The sequence below is a fragment of the Streptomyces sp. DH41 genome (genome assembly GCF_029813785.1).
Lineage (GTDB): Bacteria > Actinomycetota > Actinomycetes > Streptomycetales > Streptomycetaceae > Streptomyces.
Map to the genome: position 1 here is coordinate 26,472 of NZ_JARVKY010000025.1, position 23,246 is coordinate 49,717.

General features: G+C 71.1%; 22 protein-coding genes. 8 read left to right on the top strand and 14 right to left on the bottom strand.

The genetic code is table 11. From position 1 onward, the window contains the following. The first annotated feature begins 104 nt into the window (after window positions 1–104). Together QC283_RS31700 and QC283_RS31705 are read left to right on the top strand one after the other, a co-directional pair. On the top strand, window positions 105–1,787 hold the full coding sequence (locus QC283_RS31700) for a sensor histidine kinase (RefSeq protein ID WP_279565186.1): 1,683 nt from the start codon (window positions 105–107) through the stop codon (window positions 1,785–1,787). Between the two features lie 122 nt (window positions 1,788–1,909). Next, entirely contained in the window at window positions 1,910–2,959 is a 1,050-nt protein-coding gene (locus QC283_RS31705) for a M23 family metallopeptidase (RefSeq protein ID WP_279565187.1), read from the top strand. 31 nt (window positions 2,960–2,990) lie between these two features. Here the strand turns inward: QC283_RS31705 and QC283_RS31710 are convergent, their stop codons facing one another. The 5 genes from QC283_RS31710 to QC283_RS31730 all read right to left on the bottom strand — a co-directional run bounded on the left by QC283_RS31710 (window position 2,991) and on the right by QC283_RS31730 (window position 7,814). After that, window positions 2,991–3,878, bottom strand: a complete 888-nt coding sequence (locus QC283_RS31710) for an HAD-IIB family hydrolase (protein ID WP_279565188.1) — start codon at window positions 3,876–3,878, stop codon at window positions 2,991–2,993. 96 nt (window positions 3,879–3,974) lie between these two features. Next, window positions 3,975–4,880: an LLM class flavin-dependent oxidoreductase gene (locus QC283_RS31715; RefSeq protein WP_279565189.1), complete on the bottom strand. Its 906-nt coding sequence runs from the start codon at window positions 4,878–4,880 to the stop codon at window positions 3,975–3,977. Between the two features lie 52 nt (window positions 4,881–4,932). Further along, window positions 4,933–5,373 carry a hypothetical protein gene (locus QC283_RS31720; protein WP_279565190.1) on the bottom strand — a complete coding sequence of 147 codons (441 nt, stop codon included), beginning with the start codon at window positions 5,371–5,373 and terminating at the stop codon, window positions 4,933–4,935. A gap of 6 nt (window positions 5,374–5,379) precedes the next feature. Next, window positions 5,380–5,946: an RNA 2'-phosphotransferase gene (locus QC283_RS31725; protein WP_279565191.1), complete on the bottom strand. Its 567-nt coding sequence runs from the start codon at window positions 5,944–5,946 to the stop codon at window positions 5,380–5,382. A gap of 110 nt (window positions 5,947–6,056) precedes the next feature. Continuing rightward, complete coding sequence (locus QC283_RS31730; RefSeq protein ID WP_279565192.1) at window positions 6,057–7,814, bottom strand: SDR family oxidoreductase; 1,758 nt, start codon at window positions 7,812–7,814, stop codon at window positions 6,057–6,059. 331 nt (window positions 7,815–8,145) lie between these two features. On the opposite strand from QC283_RS31730, the gene QC283_RS31735 reads away from it, so the two are divergent. From QC283_RS31735 to QC283_RS31755, 5 genes are all read left to right on the top strand, one after another. Then, window positions 8,146–9,120 carry an ABC transporter ATP-binding protein gene (locus tag QC283_RS31735; RefSeq protein ID WP_279565193.1) on the top strand — a complete coding sequence of 325 codons (975 nt, stop codon included), beginning with the start codon at window positions 8,146–8,148 and terminating at the stop codon, window positions 9,118–9,120. After that, window positions 9,110–10,018 carry an ABC transporter permease gene (locus QC283_RS31740; protein ID WP_279565194.1) on the top strand — a complete coding sequence of 303 codons (909 nt, stop codon included), beginning with the start codon at window positions 9,110–9,112 and terminating at the stop codon, window positions 10,016–10,018. Before QC283_RS31735 ends, QC283_RS31740 begins: the two co-directional genes overlap by 11 nt. Beyond that, window positions 10,015–10,926: an ABC transporter ATP-binding protein gene (locus QC283_RS31745; RefSeq protein WP_279565195.1), complete on the top strand. Its 912-nt coding sequence runs from the start codon at window positions 10,015–10,017 to the stop codon at window positions 10,924–10,926. The genes QC283_RS31740 and QC283_RS31745 overlap by 4 nt, the downstream gene beginning before the upstream one ends. 11 nt (window positions 10,927–10,937) lie before the next feature. After that, window positions 10,938–11,657, top strand: coding sequence for an ABC transporter permease (locus QC283_RS31750; RefSeq protein WP_279565196.1), 720 nt, complete (start codon window positions 10,938–10,940; stop codon window positions 11,655–11,657). Between the two features lie 192 nt (window positions 11,658–11,849). Then, complete coding sequence (locus QC283_RS31755; protein ID WP_279565261.1) at window positions 11,850–12,101, top strand: SGM_3592 family protein; 252 nt, start codon at window positions 11,850–11,852, stop codon at window positions 12,099–12,101. 255 nt (window positions 12,102–12,356) lie between these two features. Here the strand turns inward: QC283_RS31755 and QC283_RS31760 are convergent, their stop codons facing one another. The 9 genes from QC283_RS31760 to QC283_RS31800 form a co-directional block, all read right to left on the bottom strand. Beyond that, window positions 12,357–13,199 (bottom strand): HAD family hydrolase, encoded by an 843-nt coding sequence (locus tag QC283_RS31760; protein ID WP_279565197.1) that lies wholly within the window; start codon window positions 13,197–13,199, stop codon window positions 12,357–12,359. Further along, entirely contained in the window at window positions 13,196–14,473 is a 1,278-nt protein-coding gene (gene serS / locus QC283_RS31765; RefSeq protein ID WP_279565198.1) for a serine--tRNA ligase, read from the bottom strand. Before serS ends, QC283_RS31760 begins: the two co-directional genes overlap by 4 nt. A 625-nt stretch (window positions 14,474–15,098) precedes the next feature. Then, window positions 15,099–16,031 carry a prephenate dehydratase gene (gene pheA / locus QC283_RS31770; RefSeq protein WP_279565199.1) on the bottom strand — a complete coding sequence of 311 codons (933 nt, stop codon included), beginning with the start codon at window positions 16,029–16,031 and terminating at the stop codon, window positions 15,099–15,101. An 80-nt stretch (window positions 16,032–16,111) separates the two neighbouring features. After that, window positions 16,112–17,449, bottom strand: a complete 1,338-nt coding sequence (gene efeB / locus QC283_RS31775) for an iron uptake transporter deferrochelatase/peroxidase subunit (RefSeq protein ID WP_279565200.1) — start codon at window positions 17,447–17,449, stop codon at window positions 16,112–16,114. 8 nt (window positions 17,450–17,457) lie between these two features. Then, window positions 17,458–19,479, bottom strand: a complete 2,022-nt coding sequence (locus tag QC283_RS31780; protein WP_279565201.1) for a copper resistance CopC/CopD family protein — start codon at window positions 19,477–19,479, stop codon at window positions 17,458–17,460. A gap of 13 nt (window positions 19,480–19,492) precedes the next feature. After that, window positions 19,493–19,945: a copper chaperone PCu(A)C gene (locus QC283_RS31785; RefSeq protein ID WP_279565262.1), complete on the bottom strand. Its 453-nt coding sequence runs from the start codon at window positions 19,943–19,945 to the stop codon at window positions 19,493–19,495. A 29-nt stretch (window positions 19,946–19,974) separates the two neighbouring features. Beyond that, window positions 19,975–20,625 carry an SCO family protein gene (locus tag QC283_RS31790; protein ID WP_279565202.1) on the bottom strand — a complete coding sequence of 217 codons (651 nt, stop codon included), beginning with the start codon at window positions 20,623–20,625 and terminating at the stop codon, window positions 19,975–19,977. Between the two features lie 130 nt (window positions 20,626–20,755). Then, on the bottom strand, window positions 20,756–21,508 hold the full coding sequence (locus QC283_RS31795; protein ID WP_279565203.1) for a YcnI family copper-binding membrane protein: 753 nt from the start codon (window positions 21,506–21,508) through the stop codon (window positions 20,756–20,758). A gap of 145 nt (window positions 21,509–21,653) precedes the next feature. Next, window positions 21,654–22,502 carry a hypothetical protein gene (locus tag QC283_RS31800; RefSeq protein WP_279565204.1) on the bottom strand — a complete coding sequence of 283 codons (849 nt, stop codon included), beginning with the start codon at window positions 22,500–22,502 and terminating at the stop codon, window positions 21,654–21,656. A gap of 271 nt (window positions 22,503–22,773) precedes the next feature. On the opposite strand from QC283_RS31800, the gene QC283_RS31805 reads away from it, so the two are divergent. After that, on the top strand, window positions 22,774–23,238 hold the full coding sequence (locus QC283_RS31805) for an ATP-binding protein (RefSeq protein ID WP_279565205.1): 465 nt from the start codon (window positions 22,774–22,776) through the stop codon (window positions 23,236–23,238). Window positions 23,239–23,246 lie beyond the last annotated feature (8 nt).

Sequence of the window (23,246 nt, forward strand, 5' to 3'; positions counted from 1 at the left end):
GGCGGCCCGTGCTCAGCTCGGCCGAGATCTTCGGCACACCGAATTGTCCCGGACAAAGGCGAATCCGACTTTCCTGAACAAAGAGGTCTCATTAGGCTCGGGTCATGGCCCCAGCACCACCTCCAGGCCCCTCGCACCCCCGTGAGGGAGCCTCGGCCGAGTTCCTGGCACGGGTGCCGGCCCTGCTGGACGCGATGCGGTCCGTCGGCAGTGGACTGGAGCTGCACTCCACGCTGAACCGGATCTGTGAGACGGCGGCCGGCCTGGCGAACGCCCGGTACGCGGCCATCGGCGTCGTCGGCGAGGACGGTGACGGCCTCGTCGACTTCGTGCACCACGGCGTCGACGAGGCGACCGTCCGACGGATCGGCCACCTGCCCGACGGACGCACAGGCCTGCTGGGCGCCCTCGTCCGCGCCCCGGAGCCGGTCCGGCTCACGGACCTGAGCGAGGACCCCCGCTCGTGCGGATTCCCCGAGCACCACCCGCCGATGCGCGGCTTCCTCGGGGTCCCCATCCGCGTACAGGGCGAGACGTTCGGCAACCTCTACCTGACCGACAAACGTGCCGCGGAGCCGTTCGACGACGACGACCTCGCCATGGTCCAGGTCCTGGCCGCGGAGGCCGGCATCGCTATCGGCAACGCGCGGCTGTACGAGGCGGCCCGGCAGCGGGAGCGCTGGATCGACGGGTCGGTCGCCGTGACCACCGCGCTGCTGTCCGGCGGTGACATCGACGACGCCCTCCAGATCGTCGCCGAACAGGCACGACGGCTCTCCGGAGCGTCGGCCGGCATCGTGCTGCTGCCGGCCGACGGGGGCGGCCTGGAGATCGTGGCCGTGGCGGCGGAGCATCCCGTGAACGCCCTGGGTGTGGTCATCCCGCCGGAGAACGGCATCGTCGCCGAACTCCTCGCGGGACGCCCCGTCTTCGTGAACGACGCTGCCACCGACCCGCGCCTGGAGGCCGGTCCGGTACGCGCGTACGGACCGGTCATGCTGCTGCCCCTGTGCCGGGACGGCCGGGTCCTGGGGGGTCTGGTCATGCCCCGCGCCCCGGGGGAGCGCCCGTTCACACGAACGGAGCGCGCGCTCGGTGACCGGTTCGCCTCGCAGGCCGCACTGGCGCTGATGACGGCCGACGCCCAGCGTGACCGGGAGCGGCTCGCGGTGTACGAGGACCGCGACCGCATCGCCCGGGACCTGCACGACCTCGTCATCCAACGGCTGTTCGCCACCGGGATGATGCTGGAGAGCGCCCAGCGCGGATCGGCCGTGCCCGAAGTACGCGACGGTGTGGGCGGGGCCGTCGACGAACTCGACGTCACCATCCAGGAGATCCGCTCGGCGGTCTTCGCGCTGCGGCACCCCGTGGAGGCTCCCCCGGGGCTGAGCACACGCGTGCTGCGTGAGATCACATTGGCGGCCGTGCCACTCGGCTTCACGCCCTCGCACCGGTTCGTCGGCCCGGTCGACACCGCCGTCGACGACCTGACCGGCAAGAACCTCATCGCCGCGCTGCGCGAGACCCTGTCCAACGCCTTCCGGCACGCCCACGCGACCCGGATCGAGGTCGTCGTCGACGCGGCGGTGACCCTGCCGGACGGTCGGCGGGGTGTGCGGCTGACCGTCGCGGACGACGGAGTCGGCATTCCCGAGGGCGGTCGGCGCAGCGGCCTGCACAACCTCGAGCGCCGTGCCGAGACCGTCGGCGGCACCAGTCGGCTCGGGCCGGGCATCGGGGCGGACGGCGGCGGCGCGACAGTGCTGTGGGAGGCACCGTACTGAGCGCTTCCGGTGCCGTGTTGCCCCATGTGCAGCAGCCGCACTGAGCCGTGTGCAGCAACGGGTCCCCCACTCGTACGACCTGGACAAGACCGTGCGCCCCCACTCGGGCCAGGATCACTGACATGCGCTCACCTCGCCGACATCCGCTCCTCGTTCCGGTGTTGCTGTGCGCGCTCGCCGTGCTGGCGGCCCGCCCCACCGACGCCATGGACGAGGACGGGGGCACCGGCACGGAGGCCGGTGCTCAGGTGGCGCGGCTCTACGAGGACGCGGCCAAGGCCACCCGGCAGTACGAGGACGGTCGGCGCGAGGCCGAGGCGCAGCGGTCGAAGGCCCTGGAGCACGAGAAGCGGCTCGACCGGCAGCGGCAGAAGATCGACGCCATGCACGAGGATCTGGGCCGGTTCGCCCGTGCCCAGTACCGCGGCGGCGGCGGGCTCCCGCTCACCGCGCGGATGATCCTCGCGGACGACCCCGAGGAACTGATGCGTGGCCAACGGGCGGTGTCACGCGTGGACCTGGCCGTCAACAAGGCCATCGCCAAGAGCCTGCGCGCCGAGGACCGGCTCGTCGCCGACGAGGCCAAGGCGCGGGCGGCCTGGCAGGCGCTGGAGGAACGCAACGCCGGACTGGCCAGGCTGAAGAAGAGGATCGCGGGCAAGCTGGAGGCCGCGCGGTCACGGCTGGAGGGACAGGCGGACGCTTCGGTCGCGGCCGGCTCGTGCCCCGGCGCGGTCCGTCTCGACCAGCCGGACATGCGCCTCGGCCGGTCCTGGGTGTCACCGGTGGAGACGTACGCCTTGTCGGCGTCCTTCGGCAGCGGTGGGTCGCGGTGGGCGAACCGGCACACCGGCCAGGACTTCGCGGTGCCGGTCGGAACGCCGGTGCGGTCGGTCGGAACGGGCCGGGTGGTGAAGGTGTCGTGCGGCGGCGCGTTCGGCATCCAGGTCGTGGTCCAGCACGCGGGCGGCTACTACACGCAGTACGCCCACCTCGCCGCTGTCGCCGTCGACCAGGGCGACCGGGTCCGCCCCGGCCAGTGGGTCGGGCAGTCGGGCAGCACCGGCAACTCCACCGGGCCGCACCTGCACTTCGAGGTGCGGGTCACACCGGAGATGGGCTCGGCGCTGGACCCGGTGCCGTGGCTGTCGCAGCGCGGGGTGCCGCTCTGACGGCTCCGAGCGCCCCGCGGGAACATCTTCCCTAGGGCAGGTCCGCCAGCAGCCGCTCGATCACGACCGCCACCCCGTCATCGTTGTTGGCGACCGTCCGCCCCGACGCGGCGGCGACCACGTCCGGGTGCGCGTTGCCCATCGCGTACGACCGTCCCGCCCAGGTGAGCATCTCCACGTCGTTCGGCATGTCACCGAAGGCGACGACCTCTTCGTGCGAGATTCCGCGCTCGGCGCAGCACAGGGCGAGCGTGCTGGCCTTGGAGACCTCCGGCCCACTGATCTCCAGCAGGGCGGTGGAGCTGGACCGGGTGACGTTGGCCCGGTCGCCGATGGCGAGGCGGGCCAGCGTGAGGAAGCCGTCGGGGTCCAGCTCGGGATGGAAAGCGAGGATCTTGAGCACCGGCTGGGCGGCGGCACGACCACCCGGCGCCAGAATCTCCTCCGCGGGGGCGAGGTCGTCGGGGACCTCCATGTGCATCTTCGGGTACGCCGGCTCCTGGTGGAAGTCGTACGTCTGCTCGACCGCGTACACCGTGCCGGGCGCCGCCTCGCGCAGCAGCCGTACGGCGTCCAGCGCGTTCTCCCGGGCCAGCTCCCGGACCTTCACGAACCGGTGTGCTCCGGGGCCGCCGTGCAGATCGACCACGGCGGCACCGTTGCCGCAGATGGCGAGGCCGTGACCGTGGACGTGGGCACTGACGACGTCCATCCAGCGGGCGGGACGGCCGGTGACGAAGAAGACCTCGATGCCCGCCTCCTCGGCGGCGGCCAGCGCGGCGACCGTACGCGGGGAGACCGACTTGTCGTCGCGCAGCAGTGTGCCGTCGAGGTCGGTGGCGATGAGCCGCGGGCGGATGGCCGCGGCCGGGGGCTCGGGCTGTCGGGTCGCTGAGATCACCCGGTCATTGTCACGCATATGCCCGCACGAACGTGCGTCAGTCCGCACATCTGTGAGCTACGGCTCTCCACCCGGGGGTCTCTCCGCCGCTACGGCCCTCAACCGCTACGGCCCTCAGTCCTTCAGCTGCGCCGGTGCCTCCGTAGCGATCCGTTCGAAGATCTTCTCGTCCGCCGTGAAGTCCGACTCGGGGATCGGCCAGTGGACGACGAGCTCGGTGAAGCCCAGATCACGGTGCCGTCCGGCGAAGTCCACGAACGCGTCCACGGACTCCAGTGGCCGGCTGCGGTCCGGCGTGAAGCCGGTGAGCAGAACCCTGTCCAGCTCACTCACGTCCCGGCCGATCGCGGCACAGGCGTCGGCCAGCTTGTCGCTCTGCCGCCGCAGCGCCCGGTCCGACTGCTCGGGAGTGCCGTTCTCGTACAGCTTCGGATCGCCGGTGGTCACCCACGCCTGCCCGCAGCGCGCGGCGAGCCGCAGCCCGCGCGGACCGGTCGCGGCCACGGCGAAGGGCAGCCGGGGCCGCTGCACACAGCCTGGGATATTGCGCGCCTCGTGCGCCGAGTAGAAGTCGCCCTCGTACGACACGGCGTCCTCGGTCAACAGCCGGTCGAGCAGCGAGAGGAACTCGGCGAACCGGTCGGCCCGCTCACGCGGCGTCCACGGCTCCTGGCCGAGGGCGGTGGCGTCGAAGCCGGTGCCGCCCGCTCCTATGCCGAGCGTGACCCGGCCACCGGAGATGTCGTCGAGAGAGATCAGTTCCTTGGCGAGCGTCACCGGGTGCCGGAAGTTCGGCGAGGTCACCAGCGTGCCCAGACGCAGCCGCTCGGTCACGGACGCGGCAGCGGTGAGCGTCGGAACGGCGCCGAACCACGGGCCGTCCCGGAAGCTTCGCCAGGACAGGTGGTCGTAGGTGTACGCGGTGTGGAAACCGAGCTGCTCGGCACGCATCCAGGTCGAACGGCCGCCTTCGTGCCAGCGGCGGTACGGGAGGATCACGGTGCTCAGACGCAGACTCATGCCTTTGAGCCTATGCGGCCGACGCCGGTTTCACGTGAAACGGCCACCGGCGTCACCGTACGCGGCTGCTCAGCCACGGGGTGAGGAGGAGCATCGGCACCAACTCCCTGTACGTGCGGTCCCCCGGTAGCGGAACGGTCAGACGACGTCCCTCGACGAAGGAGAGACCGCCGAAGACGGAACGCAGAAACGCGGGGACGTCCTCGCGTGGGGTGTCGGGAAACTCCACGTCCTCGACAGTGATCAGAGCGTCGCCCTCGGGGAAGAGCCGGACGCTCACCCGGGGCACTCCGCCGAACTCCACGAACGCCTCATGGGGCAGGGAGCCGTCGGCGTCGGTGGTCACGCCCACGCCCGCGGCGCTGCGGCGGGAGGTCTGGTCGGCGCCGATGTCGTCCGTGACCTCGATCTCCAGCGCGTACTCCGCGGCGATGGCGCGGAGAGCGGTGACGGCGGACTGGGTGGTGGGCAGCTGCTCCATGCCACCGATCATGCGGGTTCAGTGCCGAGCGGGGAAGCGCAGGTACCGCGGCGGCACGATCTTCGTCAGCCAGACCCCGTTCGCGCTGATGTGGAATACATGTCCGTCGCGGTGCATGGCGGCGGCGTCCACCGACAGTACGACCGGCCGGCCGCGGCGGGCACCCACACGGGTCGCGGTCTCGCGGTCCGTCGAAAGGTGCACGTCGTGCCGGTTCATCGGCCTCAGCCCCTCGGCGCGGATCGCGTCCAGGTGTCTGGCCAGGGTCCCGTGGTAGAGGTACGGAGGCGGGGTTGCCGCGCGGAGTGCGAGATCCACGTCGATGCTGTGGCCCTGGCTGGCGCGGATACGGGTGCCCTCGATCGCGAAGCGTCGCTTGTCGTTGGTGGCGACCACGTGGTCGAGCTCCGCGCGGGTGAAGCGGAAGCCGTGTGCCGCCGCCGCGGCGATCAGTGTGTCGATCTCGACCCAGCCGGCCTCGTCGAGCGTCAGCCCGATTCTCTCCGGCTGGTGGCGCAGATGCTTCGACAGGTATTTGGACACCCTTACGGTGCGTCTGCCGTCGTCTGTGTGTTCCTGTTGCATGGAACCAGCGTGCCGAGAGCGACGCACATCACGCGATCGATTTTGCCGCCCAGGTTTGATCCACAGTCAGGCACGGTTATCCACAGGCTGGTTGGGTGTCTCTGTGGATATCACAGAGGCGGTTTCACGCGCGCGAGTCGCCTCAGCACCCCTGGTGCGAACCGGGAGAAGAGATGGGCGCCGCGTGCCTCCGGCGTCACCGGGACCACGGCCCTGTTGCGCACGACCGCCTCCAGTACGGCGTCGGCGACCCTTTCCGGCGGGTAGCCGCGCAGCCCGTACAGCCGCGCCGTGCGCCGCCGCAGTCGCTTCTCCTCGTCGGCGTCGACGCCCGCGAAACGCGCCGTGGAGGTGATGTCCGTGTTGACGAGGCCGGGGCAGATCGCCGTGACACCGATGCCCTGACCGGCCAGTTCGGCGCGCAGGCACTCGGTCAGCATCAGCACGGCCGCCTTGGAGGTGCTGTAGGCGGGCAACGCCCTGGAGGGCTGGTAGGCCGCCGCGGACGCGATGTTGACGATGTGGCCGCCCTGCCCGCGCTCGGTCATCTGCCTGCCGAGCAGGCGGCAACCGTGGATCACACCCCACAGGTTGACGTCGAGGACCTTCTTCCAGTCCTCCGGTGCGGTGTCGAAGAAGGAGCCCGACATGCCGATCCCGGCGTTGTTCACGAGGATGTCCACCACGCCGTACTCGGCGGCGACCTTGGCCGCGAGCTTCTCCATGGCCCGCTCGTCGGAGACGTCGACGGTCTCCGCCCAGGCCGTCGGCGCACCGATCAGCCGGGACCGCTCCGCGGTGCGGTCGGCGGACTCGGCGTCCCGGTCGACGGCCACCACACGCGCGCCGGCCTCGGCGAAGGCGAACGCCGTCGCCCGCCCGATGCCGTGGCCCGCGCCGGTCACCAGTACCAGCTGCCCGCCGAAGCGGTCGGCGTGCTTCCCGCTCGCCGCGGTCCCGGGCCGGCCGCCGTCGACGGCGGTGACGAACTCCGTGATCCAGTCAGCCAGCCGGTCCGGCCGGGTACGTGGCACCCAGTGCTTGGCCGGCAGCGTGCGGCGGGTCAGCCGCGGCGCCCACAGCTCCAGTTCGTCGTAGAGCCGCTCCGACAGGAACGCGTCGCCGAGGGGGGTGATGAGCTGCACGGGCGCGTGCGCGTGGGCGTCGTCGCGAGGGTGGCGCAGCCGGGGCCGGACGTTGTCCCGGTACAGCCACGCCCCGTGCGCCGCGTCCGACGGCAGGGACGGCGTCGGGTAGTCGCCGCCGGACACCTTCTCGACCCTTCGCAGGATGCCGGGCCAGCGCTTGCCGAGGGGGCCGCGCCAGGCCAGTTCGGGCAGTACGGGTGTGTGCAGCAGGTAGACGTACCAGGACTTGGCGCCCTGACCGAGGAGTTGTCCGATCCGGCGCGGGGTGGGGCGCCTCAGACGCTTGTTGATCCAGTGCCCGAAGTGGTCGAGGGACGGCCCGGACATCGAGGTGAAGGAGGCGATACGCCCCTCGGTACGCCTCACCGTGACGAACTCCCAGCACTGCACCGAGCCCCAGTCGTGGCCCACCAGGTGCACGGGCCGGCCGGGGCTGACGGCGTCCGCCACGGCGAGGAAGTCGTCCGTCAGCCTCTCCAGGGTGAACCCTCCGCGCAGCGGGGTGGGCGCGGTGGACCGGCCGTGGCCCCGGACGTCGTAGAGGACCACGTGGAATCGGCCGGCGAGGCGGGCGGCCACCTCGGACCAGACCTCCTTGCTGTCCGGATAGCCGTGCACCAGGACGACGGTGGGATGTCGCGGGTCACCCAGTTCGGCCACGCACAGCTCGACCCCGCCCGTGCGCACCCAGCGCTCCCTGGCACCGTCCAGCACCGTCATCTCTCCTCCGCCCAGCGCCGCGTGCGCGGCAGATCGTCGTCCACCCGCGAGGCGCTCTCGCGCCGGACGGATGGGACGGGATGGCACGACGGCGGCAGGGGCAGGGGCAGGGAAACTCCGCGATCCGTGCCGACCGTGCTGCTCGCTCGTCACGTGACGACGCCGAATCTCCCAGCTGTTAGACCCAGCGTCAATAGGGCGGCCCGCGCGGCCCCGGAAAGCCGCTCCGTGGCTCTCAGGTACGGCATCCCCTACGGGCCCGTACTACTCGAGACTGATGCCAAGACGGCTCTCCGGTCTGACGACCCGAGTGGCGGGCGTCACTACTGTCATGGATGTGACTGTGATCGCGACCGAAAGCCTGAGCAAGCGGTTCCCCCGGGTGACCGCGCTCGACCGGCTCTCCGTGGACATCGGACCCGGTGTGACCGGACTCGTCGGCGCCAACGGCGCCGGCAAGTCCACCCTGATCAAGATCCTGCTGGGTCTGTCCCCCGCCACCGAGGGCCGGGCCGAAGTGCTCGGACTCGATGTCGCCACCAAGGGCGCCGACATCCGCGAGCGGGTCGGCTACATGCCGGAACACGACTGCCTGCCGCCGGACGTCTCGGCCACCGAGTTCGTCGTCCACATGGCGCGCATGTCCGGCCTGCCGCCCACCGCCGCCCGCGAACGCACGGCCGACACCCTGCGCCACGTCGGTTTGTACGAGGAGCGCTACCGGCCCATCGGCGGCTACTCGACCGGCATGAAGCAGCGCGTGAAACTCGCGCAGGCACTCGTCCACGACCCCCAGCTGGTCTTCCTCGACGAGCCCACCAACGGCCTCGACCCGGTCGGCCGCGACGAGATGCTCGGCCTCATCCGCCGCATCCACACCGACTTCGGCATCTCCGTCCTGGTCACGTCGCACCTGCTGGGCGAACTGGAGCGCACCTGCGACCACGTCGTCGTCGTCGACGGCGGCGCGCTGCTGCGCTCCAGCTCGACCACGGACTTCACCCAGAGCACGACGACCCTCGCGATCGAGGTCACCGACAGCGACGAGCACCCCGACGGCACCCGCGCGGTGCGCGACGCGCTCGACGCGCGGGGGGTGACCGTCCAGGACGGCAGCGGCCTGCCCGGCGCCGGCCACGTTCTGCTGCTCACCGCGGCGGGCGAGGAGACCTACGACCTGGTCAGAGACGTCATCGCCGACCTCGGCCTCGGCCTGGTGCGCATGGAGCAGCGCCGGCACCACATCTCGGAGGTCTTCACGGACAGCGACGCAGAACGGAAGGAGGCGGTCGGCCATGGCAACTGAGCAGCCCGTAGCCCACGCGGCGGGTGACCAGACCCGCATCCACAACATCGGCTACCGCAGCTACGACGGCCCCCGCCTCGGCCGCGCCTACGCCCGCCGCTCGCTGTACTCGCAGTCCCTGCGCGGCGCCTACGGCCTCGGCCGCTCGGCCAAGTCCAAGGTGCTGCCGATGCTGCTGTTCGTGGTGATGTGCCTGCCCGCGGCCATCATGGTCGCCGTCGCCGTCGCGACCAAGGCGAACGACCTGCCTGTCGACTACACGCGCTACGCGATCGTCCTGCAGGCCGTCATCAGCCTCTACGTCGCCTCACAGGCCCCCCAGTCCGTCTCGCGCGACCTGCGCTTCAAGACCGTCCCGCTCTACTTCTCGCGGCCGATCGAGACCTCCGACTACGTCCGCGCCAAGTACGCGTCGCTGGCCTCGGCCTTGTTCATCCTCACCGCCGCGCCCCTGCTGGTGCTCTACGTGGGCGCGCTGCTGGCCAAACTCGACTTCGCGGACCAGACCAAGGGGTTCGCACAAGGACTCGTCTCCGTGGCACTGCTCTCGCTGCTCTTCGCCGGCCTCGGCCTGGTCGTCGCGTCGGTCACCCCGCGCCGTGGTTTCGGCATCGCGGCCGTCATCGCCGTCCTGACCATCACCTACGGCGCGGTATCCACGCTTCAGGCCATCGCGGACGTCCAGGGCAGTTCCGGGGCCGTCGCCTGGATCGGGCTGTTCTCACCGATCACCCTCATAGACGGCGTGCAGTCCGCCTTCCTGGGCGCCACCTCGGCCTTCCCCGGCGGGATCGGCCCGAGCAACGGCGAGGGCGCGGTCTACGTCCTCGTCACCCTGGGCCTGATCGCCGGCGCCTACGGCCTGCTGATGCGCCGCTACACGAAGGTGGGACTGTGACCACGCTGAACATCGACCACGTCTCCCGCTGGTTCGGCAACGTGGTCGCCGTCAACGACATCACCATGACGATCGGCCCCGGCGTCACCGGCCTCCTCGGCCCCAACGGCGCTGGGAAGTCCACCCTCATCAACATGATGGGCGGCTTCCTCGCCCCCTCCACCGGCAGCGTCACCCTCGACGGCCAGCCGGTCTGGCGCAACGAGGCCATCTACAAGCACATCGGCATAGTCCCCGAGCGGGAGGCGATGTACGACTTCCTCACCGGCCGGGAGTTCGTCCTCGCCAACGCCGAGCTGCACGGCCTCGGCGCCAAGGCGGCCCACGAAGCGCTCGCCACTGTGCAGATGGAGTACGCGCAGGACCGGAAGATCGCCACGTACTCCAAGGGCATGCGGCAGCGGGTGAAGATGGCCTCCGCCCTCGTCCACCAGCCGTCCCTGCTCCTGCTCGACGAGCCGTTCAACGGCATGGACCCGCGCCAGCGCATGCAGCTGATGGACCTGCTGCGGCGCATGGGCGACGAGGGCCGCACGGTGCTGTTCTCCTCGCACATCCTCGAAGAGGTCGAACAGCTCGCCTGGCACATCGAGGTCATCGTCGCCGGACGCCACGCGGCCAGCGGCGACTTCCGCAAGATCCGCCGCCTGATGACCGACCGGCCGCACCGCTACCTGGTGCGCTCCAGCGACGACCGGGCCCTCGCGGCAGCGCTGATCGCCGACCCGTCGACGTCCGGCATCGAGGTCGACCTCGCCGAGGGCGCACTGCGCATCCAGGCCATCGACTTCGGCCGGTTCACGGCCCTGCTGCCCAAGGTCGCCCGCGACCACGGCATCCGGCTGCTCACGGTCTCGCCGTCCGACGAGTCCCTCGAGTCCGTCTTCTCGTATCTCGTCGCGGCGTAGGAGGCCGAAGAATGTACGACCCCACAGTCGCCAGGCTCACCTACCGAGCCCTGCTCGGCCGCCGCCGGGCCCTCATCCTGGGCGCGCTGCCCCTGCTGCTGCTCGTCATCGCCGTGGCGGTGCGCGCGCTCGCCGGAGCCGACGACCAGACCGCGGCGGACGTGCTGGGCGGATTCGCCCTCGCCACCATGGTGCCGATCATCGGCGTCATCGCCGGTACCGGAGCCATCGGCCCCGAGATCGACGACGGTTCCGTGGTGTACCTGCTGTCCAAGCCGATCAAACGGCCGACGATCATCTTCACCAAGCTGATCGTCGCCGTCGCCGTGACGATGGTCTTCTCCGCCGTACCCACGCTGCTCGCCGGCCTGATCCTCAACGGCAACGGCCAGCAGGTCGCCGTCGCCTACACGATCGCCGCGCTGGTCGCCTCCATCGCCTACGCCGCGTTGTTTCTGCTGCTGGGCACGGTGTCCCGGCACGCGGTGGTCTTCGGGCTCGTCTACGCCCTCGTCTGGGAGGCGCTGTTCGGTTCGCTGGTGCCCGGCGCCCGGACCCTGAGCGTCCAGCAGTGGTCGCTGGCGGTGGCCCAGAAGGTCGCCGACGGGAACCTGGTGACCTCCGACGTCGGTCTGACGACCGCGACGGTGCTGTTGGCCGGGGTGACCGTGCTCGCGACCTGGTTCGCCGGCCAGAAGCTGCGGTCGCTGACGCTCGCCGGGGAGGAGTGACCGAAGGGCCCCGGACCTGACGGGGCCTCCGCTCCGGCCCGGGCACACGGGCCGGCCGGGGGATGCACGCGGGACATGCAGGGGACACGCGAGGGCGCACGGCTGGGAGGAACAGGGATGGCGGGCCAGACACCTCAGCGGGACGGCCGCGAGCAGCCGGACGACGGAGCCGGGGACGCCACCAGAGCCGGCTTGGAGGACGAAACCGTCCCCGAAACCGCTCCCGAAGCCGCCGCCGAAGCCGCCGACGACACCTGGGACGGCCTCGTCCTGGACGAGGAGTTCATACGCGGTGCCGGGACCCCCGAACCCTCGGCCCGCGCCCGGATGCTCGCCGCCCGTTGGCGCGGCGAGAAGCCGGAGCCGCAGCCGTGGCGCTCCGACGAGCCACCCGCGGGCTGGTTCTTCAGCAAGGGGCGACGCCGCGGGTGGCGCCGCCGCTGACGCGGCGTGCGTCCCCCTTTAATCGGTGGCGCCCGGCTTTCCGTACCGGCACTGTGGTGATGCACGAGGCCGGACGGGGCCGACGAATCGGACGGCCGCTTCGAGCACGTGAGGGCCCCTCGCGTGGGCCGACCGAAGGGGACGCCGGCGCCGTCCGGACCGTGCCGCCGGATGTGCTCTCAGCCGCTCTCAGCCGCATGGAGCGGTGGCCTCAGCGGCCTGGCGCCCGAGACGCCATCGTTCCTGGGCGCGAGCTCAGGACGACAGGCGCTCCAGCACCACCGCGATGCCGTCCTCGTCGTTCGAGGACGTCACCTCGTCGGCCACCGCCTTCAGCTCCTCGTGAGCGTTGGCCATGGCCACGCCCCGCGCCGCCCAGCCGAACATCGGGACATCGTTGGGCATGTCGCCGAACGCGATCGTGTCCGCGGCCTTCAGACCGAGCCGACGCGCCGCCAGGGACAGGCCGGTGGCCTTGGACAGGCCGAGGGGGAGCAGCTCGACGATGCCCGCGCCGGCCATGGTCACCGTGACGAAGCCGCCCGCGGTGTGCCGGGCCGCCTCGGCCAGCTCGTCGTCCGACAGGGTCGGATGCTGGATGTAGATCTTGTTCAGCGGCGCCGACCACAGGTCGGAGGCGTCGGTGAACGGCACGGCCGGAAGGTCGCCCCCGACCTCGTAACCCGGCCCCACCAGGACATCGCCGTCCAGGCCGTCGCGGCTCGCCGCCAGGTACAGCGGGCCGGTCTCCGCCTCGATCTTGGCCAGCGCCACCCCGGCCAGCTGACGGTCCAGGGTGACCGAGGTCAGCAGCCGGTGCTCCCCGGCGTGGTAGACCTGCGCTCCCTGACCGCAGACGGCCAGCCCGTCGTAGCCGAGGTCGTCGAGGATGTGCCGGGTCCACGGGACCGCGCGGCCGGTGACCACGATGTGCGCCGCGCCCGCCCCGGTGGCCGCGGCGAGCGCCTCACGGGTGCGCCGTGAGATCGAGTCGTCACTGCTCAGCAGCGTGCCGTCGAGATCGGTCGCGATCAGCCGGTAGGGGAAGCTCCCGGCGGAACCGGCGCCGGACCCCGTGGCGGAGGGGGCGTCAGTCACTTGGCCACCGGTTCCAGGACCTCCCGGCCGCCCAGGTACGGACGGAGCACCTCTGGCACACGTACCGAACCGTCGGCCTGCTGGTGGTTCTCCAGGAGCGCCACGATCGTGCGCGGCACGGCGCACAGGGTGCCGTTGAGCGTGGCCAGCGGACGAACCTTCTTGTCCTCACGGACCCGGATCGACAGCCGGCGCGACTGGAACTCGGTGCAGTCCGAGGTCGAGGTCAGCTCGCGGTACTTGCCCTGGGTCGGGATCCACGCCTCGCAGTCGTACTTGCGCGCGGCCGAGGAACCCAGGTCGGCCGAGGCGACGTCGATGACCCGGAACGGCAGCCCGAGCGACGTCAGCCACTGCTTCTCCCACTCCAGCAGGCGCTGGTGCTCGGCCTGCGAGTCCTCGGGGAGGACGTAGGAGAACATCTCGACCTTGTCGAACTGATGTACGCGGAAGATGCCCTTGGTGTCCTTGCCGTGCGAGCCGGCCTCGCGGCGGAAGCAGGGCGAGAAGCCGGCGTAGCGCAGCGGCAGACGGTCGGCGTCCAGGATCTCGTCCATGTGGTACGCGGCGAGCGCCACCTCGGACGTGCCGACCAGGTACAGGTCGTCCTTGTCGAGGTGGTAGACGTCCTGGGCGGCCTGCCCGAGGAAGCCGGTGCCGGCCATCGACTGCGGGCGTACCAGGGCCGGGGTCAGCATCGGCGTGAAGCCGGCCGCCGTGGCCTGGGCGATCGCCGCGTTGACCAGGGCGAGCTCCAGGAGCGCGCCGACGCCGGTCAGGAAGTAGAAGCGCGAGCCGGAGACCTTGGCGCCGCGCTCGACGTCGATGGCGCCGAGCAGCTGGCCGAGCTCCAGGTGGTCCCTGGGCTCGAAGCCCTCGGCCGCGAAGTCGCGGTGCGTGCCGTGCGTCTCCAGCGTGACGAAGTCCTCCTCGCCGCCGACGGGCACGTCGGGGTGGACGAGGTTGCCGAGCCGCTGGAGCAGCTCCTGGGTCTCGGCGTCGGCCGCGTCGCGCTCGGCGTCGGCCGTCTTGACGTCGGCGGCGAGCCGGCTCGCCCGCGTCAGCAGCTCGGCCTTCTCGTCTCCGGTGGCCTTGCCGATGAGCTTGCCGAGGCCTTTCTGCTCGGCGCGCAGCTCGTCGAAGCGGACGCCGGACGACCTGCGCCGCTCGTCGGCGGAGAGGAGGGAGTCGACGAGCGCGACATCCTCTCCACGGGCACGCTGCGACGCGCGCACACGGTCGGGGTCCTCACGGAGCAGGCGAAGGTCAATCACGCGGTCAAGGCTACCGGTGCGCGGTGACGGGTCTCGACTCACTATTGCCGATCGCGGGTCTCGGTTCCCGTTATGCGGAGATCGAGCCTTTTGTGACCCTGGTCTGCTTCACGTTCCCTCTGTCGGTGAAGAGCGTTTTTTCCCTTGGAACGAACCAACGGCTCGGACGGCGGGCTGACTGCTGGTTGACCCGACGGGGTGACGACGGGGTGACCGAATCTCCTTGTGCGGAGGCGGACTTGAGTAGTCCGACGCGTTCGGCTGTCCACAGGGGTGCTCGATCCGGAAAAGTTATCCACAGGCTGTGCGCAAGATCTGTGGACTCGCGAAATCGACCGTCCCCCGCCCCCGAAGCGGGCTGTTTCAAACCCTCTGCGGCCCCACTTTCGAGTGGAAACCGGGCGCCCGGCGTCACCCCGGAGTATGGAGAGCGGGAAACAGGTGGACGAAGGGTTGCCTGGAGGCCTGTGTGCGGAGTGAGGGACCGTAGGGGGATATGTCGACTGAATGCCGTTTCGCTGTCGACTTGTCCCCAGGTCGAGAAGCAGACCTGTGGATAACTTCTGTGGATAACGCATATCGGCTGGTGCGACTGGTGCGACTGGCCGACGGCCGATTCCGGCCGTCAGAAACGGCCGTCCTGGCAGCGCGTCACCCAGTCCGCCGCAGCGACGAACGCCTCGTCCGAGGTGCCCGGCCGCAGTGCGCCCACGTCCGCCGGCGCGACCTCCGCGCGCGGGTACGAACCCAGGTAGCGCACCTGGAGACAGGTCCGCTTCAGGCCCATCAGGGCATCGGCCACCCGGCGGTCGGAAATGTGCCCCTCGGCGTCGATGCAGAAGCAGTAGTTGCCGATGCCGGCACCGGTGGGACGGGATTGCAGCAGCATCAGGTTGACACCCCGGGTGGCGAACTCGCCCAGGAGGTCGCGCAGGCCGCCGGGGTGGTCGTCGCGCTGCCAGAGCACGATGGAGGTCTTGTCCGCGCCGGTGGGCGCCGCAGGCCGGGAGGGGCGGCCCACCAGCACGAAGCGCGTCTGGGCGTTCTCCGCGTCGTGGATGTCGGCCTCCAGGACCTCCAGACCGTAGCGGGCCGCGGCGAACTCGCCGGCGAATGCGGCGTCGTACCGGCCCTCCTGCACCAATCGGGCACCGTCCGCGTTGGAGGCGGCCGACTCCCAGGCGGCGTCCGGGAGGTGCTTCTTGATCCAGTTACGCACCTGGGGCTGGGCGGCGGGGTGGGCGGTGACCGTCTTGATGTCCGACAGCTTGGTGCCGGGGCGGACCAGCAGCGCGAAGGTGATGGACAGCAGCACCTCGCGGTAGATCATCAGCGGCTGGCCGGCGACCAGCTCGTCGAGGGTGGTGGTGATGCCGCCCTCGACGGAGTTCTCGATCGGCACGAACGCGGCCTCGGCCTCGCCGGCGCGCACCGCGTCGAGCGCGGACTGGACGGACACGTACGGGACCAGTTCCCGGGTCGCCGTCTCCGGAAGCGTGCGCAGGGCGACTTCGGTGAAGGTGCCTTCAGGGCCGAGATACGCGTAACTGGCTGGCATGTCCTCACCCTAATGGGCCCGGGGAGACCCGGCTCACGCGTCCCGCGCATCCCGCTCCGAGGGGTGACCTCCGGCCGGTTTCACCCCTCCAGCAGCCGTTGACCCACGTATTCTCCCTCCGCGGCGCCGCCGGGCACCGCGAAAAGACCGCTCGCCTCGTGCCGGACGAACTGCGACAGCGCGTCTCCACGGTCCAGCTTGCGCTGTACCGGCACGAAGCCGCGCAGCGGATCGGCCTGCCAGCAGACGAAGAGCAGGCCCGCGTCGGGGACACCGTCCGCGTCGAATCCGTCGTGGTACGAGAAGGGGCGCCGGACCATGGCCGCGCCGCCGTTCTGGTCGGGGCGGGTGATGCGGGCGTGGGCGTTGATCGGGACGACCAGGTTCCCGTCCTGGTCCGTCTTCTCCAGGTCCATCTCGGTCGTCTCGGTGCCTCCGGACAACGGCGCCCCGTCGGCCTTCCGGCGTCCGATGACGTCCTCCTGCGCCCTGGTGGAGAGCTTCTCCCAGTCGTCGAGGAGCATGCGGATGCGGCGTATGACGGCGTAGGAGCCGTTCGCCATCCACGCCGGCCCGTCCTGGTACTCCGCGTTCGCCCCGGGGTTCTCGGGGACGAAGATCCGCTGGTCGAAGTCGGCCTCGGCCGGCTTCGGGTTGCGGGTTCCGTCGATCTGGCCCATGAGGTTGCGGGTGGTCATGGGGTGGGTGGTGGCGCCCGGCGAGCGGTTGAAGCCGTTCATCTGCCAGCGGACACGGGCGGCCGATCCCGCGTCCTGCTGGATCGCGCGCAGAGCGTGGAAGGCGACCAGGGCGTCGTCGGCACCGATCTGCACCCACAGGTCGCCGTTGCTGCGCTTCTTGTCGAGGTGGTCGGAGGAGAAGTCGGGCAGCGGGTCGAGGGCGACCGGGCGCTGTTCTTCCAGACCGGTCCGGCCAAAGAAGCTGTGCCCGAACCCGAAGGTGACGGTCAGCGAGGAAGGCCCCGCGTCCCGGGCCACGCTCGTGTCACGAGCCCCGGCGGGCTCCCCCGCCATCAGCCGCCGGGCGGTCTCGGTCCAGCGGCGCAGCAGTGCGGCGGCCTCCTTGCGGCCGGCGCCCGCCGCCAGGTCGAAGGCGACGAAGTGGCCGCGGGACTGCATGGGGGTGGTGATGCCGGGCTGATGTTTCCCGTGAAACATCACCTGCTCGCTGCCCAGCGCGGTGAGCGGCGTGGCCGCGGACGAGGGCGCGGCGGCGTAACCCGCGGCAGTGCCCGCCGCGCCGAGTACGAGCCCGGTGGCACCGGCGGTGCCGAGCAGCCGCCGCCGTGAGATGCCCTCGCGGGCGGTGGTGTCTTCGGAGTCGGGGGAACCGGGTGTGCCGGGCGACCCGTGGGGCGCCTCGGGGGTACGGGCCTCCGGGATGGACTGGTCGGACATGGTGCGGTTCAGCCGATCTGCGCGTTCTTGGAGACGGTCACCTGGTCGATGTCGGAGGTCCGTACGGTCACGGCGACCTCCCAGTCGCCGGCCATCGGGACCTGGACCCCGCTCGCCGACCAGTGTCCGGTGGTGATGTGGTCGGGGACGACGGGCAGCGGCCCGATGTCCTTGGCCTTCAAGGTGAAGGCGACCTTCACCTCGGGGATGTCGAAGGCGTTTCCGTTCGGGCCCTCGACGTAGAGGTGCATGTCGTTGGCGCCCACCCGCGCGGGGTCGAGTTCGACCCGTACGACGCCCTTGCCGTTCTGGCCGCCGGTGTCGAAGGGCATGTCCAGGGTGACCGCCCCGGTGGAGGGGGCGGACGTGGAGGCGGAGGACGAGTTGGCGGCCTTGGCCTCCTCCTCGGTCCGGCCCGGCTCGGTCTGGGTCAGGACGGTGGTGACGGCGAGCAGGACGACGGCGACGCCCGCCTCGGCGAGCACGGAGCGGCGCAGGCCGAAGCGGTGGGGGTCGGCGTCCCTCTGCCGTTTCTGCCGGGCGGCGTCCACGGCCGCGCGCTGCCGCGCGAGCTGGGCGGCCCGCCGGGAGGCGCCGGAGCTGTCCGGCGCACCCGCACCCGACACGTCTTCGACGGCCTTCGCGGTCCCGGTCGTCTTCTCGGACGCGGTCCCGGCCGTCTTTCCTGTGGCCTCCGCGGTCTCCCCGGTCGCCTTCCCGGCGGTCTTCGCCTTCTCGGCCGTAGGGTCGGTGGACGCCCGGAGCTGCTCCTTCTCCCGTTGACGGGCGATGGTGGGCACCGTCTCCGTCAGCTGTGCCGTCCATCGTCGAGAGAGGTAGGCGATGCCGACCAGCACCGCCACCAGCCCGATCTTGCCGAGGAGCAGCTGTCCGTACCGGGTGTCGGTGAAGGCCGTCCAGGAGCCGAGCTGACGCCAGGACTGGTAGGTGCCGGTCACGACGAGCGCGACCACGCTGCCGAAGGCGACGCGCGAGAACCGCCGTACGGCGAGGGCGGGGACCGGTGTGTCCGCGGGTGTCCGGTACAGGGCGACGAGGAGGGTGGTGAGCCCGCCGAGCCAGGCGGCCATGGCGAGCAGGTGGACGACGTCGACCGGCATGGCGAGACCGGTCTGGAGGCCGACGGAGGCGTGTTCGGACATCGCCCAGGTCGCCGCGAGTCCGGCTGCCACGACGGCCCCGCCGACGGCGAGCCCGAAGGTGAGGTCCCGTTTCTCCTCGTCCTCCCGCTTGTCATAGGCGCCGAAGAGTACGGCGACGAACAGCGCCGCCGCCGCGAGCAGCAGCAGCCGGGAGACCAGTGAGGCGCCGGTCTTGGTCTGCAGCACCTCGCCGAGCAGGTTCAGGTCGAAGACGTCGCCGAGCTTTCCGGAACCGGTGTAGGAGCCGCGCAGCAGGAGCAGCAGCAGGGTGGCGGCGGTCAGCGTGAGCCATCCGGAGACGACGAGCCGCTGTACGGCCCGTACTCCGGAGCCGCGCGGCCAGCAGGCGAGGACGAAGGCGGCGCCGCCCACCAGCATGGTGAACCCGGCGTACGACACGTACCGTCCGAGGCCGTACAGCCAGCCGACGGCCCCGCCGCCCGCCTCCGTGCCGGAGACGGAGACGGAGGTCTCGGACGGGGCGCCGATGGAGAAGGTGTAGGCACCGGCGACGGGGTGGCTGTCGGCGGACACGACCTGGTAGGTCACCGTGTACGTGCCGTCGGGCAGGCCGGTGTGCAGTTTCACGGAGTACGCCGTGCCGCCCGTGCCGGACGGCTTGCCGTCGTCGACACGCTTGCCCTTGGGGTCGAGGACGCGCAGCGAGTCGTCGTCCATGGAGACGGACTCGGAGAAGGTGAGCGACACCTGGGCCGGAGCCTTGTCGACCACCGCCCCCTGCCGGGGGTCGCTGCCGGTCAGTGCGGCGTGCGCGGAGGCCGGCCCCGCGCCGGCGAGCAGCGCGCAGGCCGCGGCCAGAAGCAGCAGCACCAGGGTCCGGACGCGCGGGGCGATGGTCTGCGTCAAGGTGGTCCCTCCCTCAGTGTCCGGAGTGTTCCGAGTTGTCGGTCGGCTGGTACGTGGCCGCCTTCACGGGCAGCTTGACCGTGACGGGGTCGGAGTGGGCGAAGTGCAGTTCGACGGGGACCGTCTGTCCTTCCTTGAACCGCTGCTTCAGTTTTTCGAACATCAGGTGGTTGCCGCCGCTTTCCAGTACGAGCCGGCCGTGGGCGGGGATCGGGAGGCGGTCGACCTCCTTCATCGTCCCGTCGACGGTTTCGTGCACGGTGACGTCACCGGATTCGCTGGTGACGGAGGTCAGTTCGTCCTTGGCGTCGCCCTCGTTGGTGATGGTGAGGAAACCGGCCGCCATCGTGTCGGAGACCGGTTGCGGTATGTAGGCGGCGTCGACGGAGAGTTCGGCACCGGTGGCCGAGGCGTCGGAGCCGGAGTCCGAGTCGCCGCAGCCCGCGAGGACCAGGGCGCCGATCATCGTCACGGCGGCGAGGGCGGGGCGGTTGCTCACGGGTTCTCTCCCTTGAGGAGCTTGGGGAGGTCCTTGGTGTAGTCCTGGACGGTGGCGTCCTCGCCGTAGAGGACGTAGCCCGCGTCGGACTTGGGGGAGAAGGCGACGACCTGGGTGCCGTGCGCCGAGACGATCTTGCCGTTCTTGTCCTTGGTCGGTGGGTCGATGGAGATGCCAAGGGTGCGGGCGCCGGCCTGGACGGTGTCGAAGTCGCCGGTCAGGCCGACGATCTGAGGGTCGATGCCCTTGAGCCACTTGCCGAGCGCGGCCGGGGTGTCCCGTTCCGGGTCGGTGCTGACGAAGACGATGCGGAGCTTGTCCTGCTCGGCCTGGGACAGCTGCTTCTTGGCCACGGCGATGTTGTTCATGGTCAGGGGGCAGACGTCGGGACAGTGGGTGTAGCCGAAGTAGATCAGGGTGGGTTTGCCGGCGGTCTGCTCGCGGAGGTCGTACTCCTTGCCCTGGGTGTCGGTGAGGACCAGGTCGGGCTTCTCGAACGGCTTGTCGAGGACGGTGGCGGCCTGCTGGCTGGTGTCCTCGGACACCACCGTGACGGGCTTGTCGCTGTCGGCGCCGCTGCCGCACGCGGACAGGGTCAGGGAGGCGGCGGCGAGCAGTGCGGCCGCGGCGAACGTCTTCTTGCGCATAGAAAAATGTCCCAGATGTGAGGTGCTCCGGTGCGCGCCGGGGTCCGTCGGACCGACGGAGGGTGCCCGGCGCGCACCGGACGAGAGGATGCGTCGGCGTTGTTACGCGGACGCACCGGCGCGGGCGCTGTTACGCCGACGCACCGGAATCGCGCCGCCGTCCGGCCAGCACGCCGTAGGCGACGCCCGCGGCGCCGACGACGATGCCGACGACGGCGAGAACACGTGCGGTGGTGTCGCTGCTGTCACCGGAGTCGGACGAGGCGGCGGTGTCGGCGGCGGTGTTCCGCGCCGCCGCCTCGGTGTCGTCCCCCGCCTTCGCACCCGATGATCCGTGGGCGTCGCCCTCGGCGGCGGCCAGTTCCAGCACGGGTGCCGGGTTCTCGGGCTCCTCCTGGCCCTCCTGCGGCACCTCGATCCAGCGCACGACCTCCTTGTTGTCGTACGTCTGGATCGCCTTGAACACCAACTGGTCGGCGTTCTCGGGCAGAGCGCCGACGGAGACCGGGAACTTCTGGAAGTAGCCGGGCTCGATGCCCTTGCCGTCGGCGGTCCAGGTGACCTTGGTGACGGCCTCGGTGAGCTGCTTGCCGTGCGATTCGAGCGGCTTGTCCAGCTTGGACTTGGTGACGACGGCCTTCCAGCCGGGGACCGGCTGCGGCATCACGGACGCCAGCGGGTGGTCGGTGGGGAAGTTGACCTCCAGCTTGGTGGTGGAGGCGTTGTCGCGTTCGTTGGGGACCTTGAAGCCGACGACCGCGTAGCCGCCCTTGGCGGCCGTGCCCTCGGGCTGCACGCTGACGTGCGCGAAGGCGGGGGCGGACAGGGCGAGGACGGCGATGCCGGAGACGGCGCCGGCGGCGGCGATACGAGAAGCCTTCATGGACGAGCACTCCACTTCGAGTGGGGCACCGGTGCTGAGCCGGTGACGAGTGACTGGAGGGATGCGCGCACGCGCGCGTGCCGCACGACGGCGGCCCCTCCGGACGGCGGCCGATGGGCCGAAGTGGAGTGGTGGTCGCGTCGTGTCAGGCGGCGAGGGAGAACGCGTCGCTCGGCGGGCCGCGCCTGATCACCGTGTGCTGGAGTGCGGTGGTGCGGGACCGCGGTGGCACCGGCCGCGGGGTGTGCGGCAGGCGCGGGCCGGTCCCGGGGGCACCGGCGAGCCCGGCGTGCAGGGCGCGGACCAGTGAGAGCGCCGCGCGCAGGGCGCGCACGAACGCGGCCTCGGCCAGCGAGTGGGCCGAGTGCGTCGACAGTTCGACGAGCCGGGCCAGGGCCAGGTCCCCTCGCCGCAGCAGCCAGCCGGCGGCCAGGGCCGCGAGGACGTGCCCGAGCAGCATCGGCAGGGACGGCAGCAGCGAGGCCGAGGAACCGGCGGTGGACAGGGCGTCGGCAGGGTGGTGTGCCGTGCCGGCGGGGACGTCCGGAGCGATCCTGGCGTCGGTGAGGATCCGCTGGGCCTGGGCCGGGCTGATCGCCGCCGCGGTGGTCCCGCACACCAGCCGTGCGGCCTGCTGGATCAGTGAGGCGTCGGACAGCGGGCCGGACCCGCCGGCGGACGCGGTGGCCGTACCGGACGCCGTGACGGCCGTCGTGCCGTGCTGGCCCAGTCCGAACAGGGTGTGCAGCGCGGTCTGTCCGAGGGTGAGCAGTACCGCGATGCCGGGCAGCGAGCGCTCGCGTCCGGCGAGGGGCGCGGCGACCACGACCGTCCCCAGGAATCCGGCGCCCAGCGACCACAGCGGAACGGCGGCGCAGGAGGCGAGGGTGTGCCCCGCCGCGGCCAGCACGACGCAGACCGCGGCGAACACCGCGGCCCGCAGGATCCGGAGGTCGTTCCCGGAGCGCGCCGTAGGCGAGTGGGGGGCAGTCATGGCCGCCTCATCATCCCACTGGCACCCCCCGTGCCGTACGGCAGGTCCACAAGATGCCGTACGACCGGGAGGGGCCGGAAGATCACTTTCTGGGCGAGCCGTCATGTTCTGGTGCGAGCCGCCCCGTTCTGGCCAGGACCGCCCCACATACACCGTTTGGCGGCAGGGTCACATCCGCCATCCGGAGGGTCTCGCGCGAAGACGGTGCTTATGCCCGGACACGGGGGGCAATACGTAACGGTATGTCGAGCCGCGGCCGGGAGGCTGGAGCATGAGCATCTGGTGGTCACTCCATTTGCGGCGCGAGGCTGCGAGCGTGCCCCTGGCCCGCCGCCTGCTGATCGGCACCATGGAGACCGCGGGCGTCGACCCCGACATCTCCTTCGATCTCTCCGTCGCGCTGAGCGAGGCCTGCGCGAACGCCGTCGAGCACGGCGGCGACGACGAACCCGGCGGCCCTTCGGAGGCGTACCGCGTCACGGCCTACCTCGACGGCGAGCGGTGCCGCATCGAGGTCGCCGACACGGGCCCGGGTTTCCCCGCGGCAGCTCCGGGCCGGCCGGGGGGAGTGGCCCGCCCGGTGTCCGACGACGCCGAGGACGGCCGCGGCCTGTGTCTCATCCGGGAACTCGCCGACCACGTCCATATCGGCAGTGCGCCGGGCCGGGCCGGCGCCGTGGTGAGCTTCGACAAGATCCTCAAGTGGCCCGAGGGCACTCCGCTGATGGCGGTCTGACGGGACGG

What these genes read in the sequence shown, in the direction of transcription:
- QC283_RS31700 (WP_279565186.1), top strand. Translation starts at nt 105, where the DNA reads ATGGCCCCAGCACCACCTCCAGGCCCCTCGCACCCCCGTGAGGGAGCC.
- QC283_RS31705 (WP_279565187.1), top strand. Translation starts at nt 1,910, where the DNA reads ATGCGCTCACCTCGCCGACATCCGCTCCTCGTTCCGGTGTTGCTGTGC.
- QC283_RS31710 (WP_279565188.1), bottom strand. Translation starts at nt 3,878, where the DNA reads ATGCGTGACAATGACCGGGTGATCTCAGCGACCCGACAGCCCGAGCCC.
- QC283_RS31715 (WP_279565189.1), bottom strand. Translation starts at nt 4,880, where the DNA reads ATGAGTCTGCGTCTGAGCACCGTGATCCTCCCGTACCGCCGCTGGCAC.
- QC283_RS31720 (WP_279565190.1), bottom strand. Translation starts at nt 5,373, where the DNA reads ATGATCGGTGGCATGGAGCAGCTGCCCACCACCCAGTCCGCCGTCACC.
- QC283_RS31725 (WP_279565191.1), bottom strand. Translation starts at nt 5,946, where the DNA reads ATGCAACAGGAACACACAGACGACGGCAGACGCACCGTAAGGGTGTCC.
- QC283_RS31730 (WP_279565192.1), bottom strand. Translation starts at nt 7,814, where the DNA reads ATGACGGTGCTGGACGGTGCCAGGGAGCGCTGGGTGCGCACGGGCGGG.
- QC283_RS31735 (WP_279565193.1), top strand. Translation starts at nt 8,146, where the DNA reads ATGGATGTGACTGTGATCGCGACCGAAAGCCTGAGCAAGCGGTTCCCC.
- QC283_RS31740 (WP_279565194.1), top strand. Translation starts at nt 9,110, where the DNA reads ATGGCAACTGAGCAGCCCGTAGCCCACGCGGCGGGTGACCAGACCCGC.
- QC283_RS31750 (WP_279565196.1), top strand. Translation starts at nt 10,938, where the DNA reads ATGTACGACCCCACAGTCGCCAGGCTCACCTACCGAGCCCTGCTCGGC.
- pheA (WP_279565199.1), bottom strand. Translation starts at nt 16,031, where the DNA reads ATGCCAGCCAGTTACGCGTATCTCGGCCCTGAAGGCACCTTCACCGAA.
- efeB (WP_279565200.1), bottom strand. Translation starts at nt 17,449, where the DNA reads ATGTCCGACCAGTCCATCCCGGAGGCCCGTACCCCCGAGGCGCCCCAC.
- QC283_RS31785 (WP_279565262.1), bottom strand. Translation starts at nt 19,945, where the DNA reads ATGATCGGCGCCCTGGTCCTCGCGGGCTGCGGCGACTCGGACTCCGGC.
- QC283_RS31790 (WP_279565202.1), bottom strand. Translation starts at nt 20,625, where the DNA reads ATGCGCAAGAAGACGTTCGCCGCGGCCGCACTGCTCGCCGCCGCCTCC.
- QC283_RS31795 (WP_279565203.1), bottom strand. Translation starts at nt 21,508, where the DNA reads ATGAAGGCTTCTCGTATCGCCGCCGCCGGCGCCGTCTCCGGCATCGCC.
- QC283_RS31800 (WP_279565204.1), bottom strand. Translation starts at nt 22,502, where the DNA reads ATGACTGCCCCCCACTCGCCTACGGCGCGCTCCGGGAACGACCTCCGG.
- QC283_RS31805 (WP_279565205.1), top strand. Translation starts at nt 22,774, where the DNA reads ATGAGCATCTGGTGGTCACTCCATTTGCGGCGCGAGGCTGCGAGCGTG.